This window comes from Mesorhizobium sp. M5C.F.Ca.IN.020.32.2.1, from assembly GCF_004023105.1.
GTDB classification, from domain to species: domain Bacteria; phylum Pseudomonadota; class Alphaproteobacteria; order Rhizobiales; family Rhizobiaceae; genus Mesorhizobium; species Mesorhizobium wenxiniae.
On record NZ_RZSX01000754.1, the window covers coordinates 1 to 3,144 of the forward strand.

Genomic DNA, 3,144 nt, shown 5'->3' on the forward strand with positions numbered 1-3,144 from the left:
GTAGAATCGTGAGGACCCGCCGCGCGACGGGATGAGCGACGTGATCGGGATCCGTCGCGAGCGAGAACCGGGGGATGGCGTCGGGCCGATCTGCAAGCGGCGGCAATCCCGCGGTGATGTCGAGCAACTCCTCTTCGCTGAGCCCTACGAGCGGACCGCGCATCAGGGCGCCGAACGCCAAGATGTCGCCGACGTCGGCCAGCACGCGTACGAGCGCGACCAGGTCCTGCACCTCCTGGCGGCGGAACAGGCCTTTCCCGGCCTGGGAAGCGATCGGGAGCCCGCGGGCTTCGAACGCGCGCTCGTAACGCCACAGCTCCGAGCCCGTCGGGGCGAGCAGCGCGATGCCGCCCGGCGTGAGCGGCGCAAGCGCGCCATCTTCGTCGCGGATCGTCACGTTGCCGATCAGCCGCGCACAGAGATCGGCGACGGCTTCGGCTTCGGCGTCGCGGATCTGCGCCGCCCGCGAATCCGGCGGCAGATCGATCGTGATCTTGGCGGCGCACGGCAGATCGTGATCGGGCGGATCGAGCGTTGGCGCGAGCTCCACGTAGCCCGGCTGATTTTGGGCCGAGAGCGGCGTAGCGAAACAGCGGTTGATGTGGCTCAGGATTCCCGGCCGTGAGCGGAAGTTCGCCGTGATCTGGACGATGTTGTTCGGCCAGCGCCGGGCGATCGCGCCCCGCGCCTCCGCGTACGAGCCGACGTCGGCGCCCCGGAAGCGGTAGATCGCCTGCTTGGGATCGCCGACCATGAAGAGAGCACCAGCGCGCAGGCGGCTGTCCTGCCACCGCGGCGGGCTGTCGTCAGCGGCGATGCGGAACAGGATCTCCGCCTGGATCGGGTCGGTATCCTGGAACTCGTCGACGAAGATGTGGCGATAGCGCTGCCCCAGCGCGCGACGGACCGCATCGTGCCCGCGCACGAGCGCGCGCCCCCGCTCCAGGAGATCGTCGAAGTCGAGAACGGCGGCTACGCGTTTGAAGGCGGCGTAGTCGGCGAGCACCTCATCGAGCTCATCGGACAATTTGGCGACCAGCGCGCTCGCGACACGGCCGAGGATGACGCGGTAGCAGTGATCCACCCGCGCAAAGTGGCGGCCGGCCTCCGCGTTGAGCTGGGCGCCGCGATCCTTGCCGGCGGCCTTGTCCCATGCCGTCTTTGTCCTTGGGGTCAGCAGATCGAACGTGTAGCGCCGCATGCAAGGCAGGCGCGCCGGATGAGCGAGCCGCCAGAGCGTGTCGAAGACAGGCGCCGTCGCGAAGCTGCCGGCGAAGTGATCGGCCAGCGTCTCGAGCTGTCCGACCAGGTCGAGCGTCTTGGGCTCGACAGGCTGCGCCGAAAGCCACCGGCGAAAATCAGCGACGGCCCCGACGAGATCGATGTCCGGCCGGCCGGTGAGATCCGCCACGGGCGCCCGCGCACCGCGATGCTCCAAGCGAAACCGCGCAAGGTTTCGCAAGGTGGCGGCCACGTGATGCGGATCGTACTGCGACAGGGCGGCGATCGGATCGTCGGCCCGCGCCGGTCCGTTCAGCCGCCGTCTGAACCATTGCTCGAAAACGGCCTCGAACGCGGCTTCGGCCTGCGTCACATCGAGGATGCGCGCGCCAGGATCGATATCGGCCTCGACCGCATAGCTGCAGATGATGGTCTGGCAAAACGCGTGGATGGTCGTGGCGGTCAGCTCATCGAGCTTGTCCGCGGCCTTGGAAAGGACGCGCCGCTGCGCGGCCGTCGGCCCGTCGGGCAGAGCCTCCCGCAGCGGTTTCGGAACACGTCCCGCAAGCAGATCATCGACATAGCGGTGGACGCGCGCGCCGAGCGCGCTCGCTGCAAGCTCCGTGAAGGTAATGGCGGCGATCGAGCGCGGTTCGGCGCCGCTCATCAACAGCATCGTCAGGCGCCCGGCCATGAGCGCGGTCTTGCCGGTGCCCGCCGCCGCCTCCACCAGCAGTGTCAGATGGAGTTCTGTGAGCGCCCGCAGACGCGCGGATTCGTCGGCAAGCTTCGTCATCGCACACTCCAGATCCGGGCGAAGTCGCCGAAGGCGCGGCCTAACGCTGCTTGTTTGCTCTGGAAATAAACCGCCGGCGCCGCCGGCAGCGCCAACGCGAAATCGTTCCAGTCCTCGCGTGCGTCGGGACCGGGCAAGGCGATGCCGCGGCGCAAGAGATCGACGGCCGCGCTGACATGCGCGGCGACGTCGGCGATCGCCTGATCGACATCAGGAAGATTGTACTGCTTGGGCCGATCGGTCCCGAGGAAGACCAGGCGCGCAATGACCCGCGGATTGTCCGCCACAAGCTGGCGCGCGGCCAGGGCGTAAAGCACGCGCTGCAGCTCAGCGCCGCGCCCGAGAACGATCTCGCTCGCCTTCGCGGGTTCGGCGCCGGTCTTGTAGTCGGAGACGCGAACGCCGTTGTGCGCGCTGTTGAAATCCACCCGATCGATGCTGCCGCGAATGCGCAACCCGGAGTCGGGAATGATCACCTGCGCTGTCGGCGGCCACAGCAGATCGGCGGCGGCGTTCGTCCCATCGTCCTCGCGGCCGAACGCCAGTTCGGTCCAGCTGCGCGTGACCGGCTGAAATGCCTCGTCCAGCGTCAACGCCTTGAGCGCGAGATCGCGAGCGGCCGCGAGCGTATGCCGCCACAAGAGGACGGGCGGGGTCGAACGCTCGACTGGCCACTGCGCCGCGATGACGGCAGATGCCGCATCGAGGGCGTTCTCGATCTCATGGCGAGCGGCTCGCACATAGCCCGGATCGGGTTCGAGCGCGTCGACCGTGCGTTTCAGCATCTCGTGGACGAGCTCGCCGAAGGCGCGCGCGTCGAGCGACAAGGGCTGCTCGTCTTCCACCAACGAGTGCCAGCCCAAGGCGTAGCGCCAGATGAAGGCGAGCGGGTCACGCAGCATAAGGCGGAGCGATGTTGCGGACTGCACCTGCGCGACAGCGCGCGCGATGACGGGATGATCCTCGCGCACGCGGCCGTCATGAGCGGTGACCGCAGGCTTTCGACGATTGCGCCAGCAGGCGTCAGCCGCTCGCAGCACCGGCGAGGTCGCCGCCTCTTCGGGCCGCGCGAGCAGCCGATCGGCTTCGCTAAAGGCATGGCTCGGGATGCGCGCGCGTTTCAACGC

The 3,144-nt window shown here is 68.4% G+C and carries 2 protein-coding genes; both read right to left on the minus strand.

Going from position 1 to position 3,144, the window contains the following annotated elements; genetic code table 11:
- On the minus strand, nt 1-2,017 hold a 2,017-nt coding region (locus EOA86_RS28285), incomplete at its 3' end, for a UvrD-helicase domain-containing protein (RefSeq protein WP_164892051.1).
- Nucleotides 2,014-3,144, minus strand: a 1,131-nt coding sequence (locus tag EOA86_RS28290) for a PD-(D/E)XK nuclease family protein (protein ID WP_164892052.1), incomplete at its 5' end; no start/stop codon positions are given. The genes EOA86_RS28290 and EOA86_RS28285, both read right to left, overlap by 4 nt.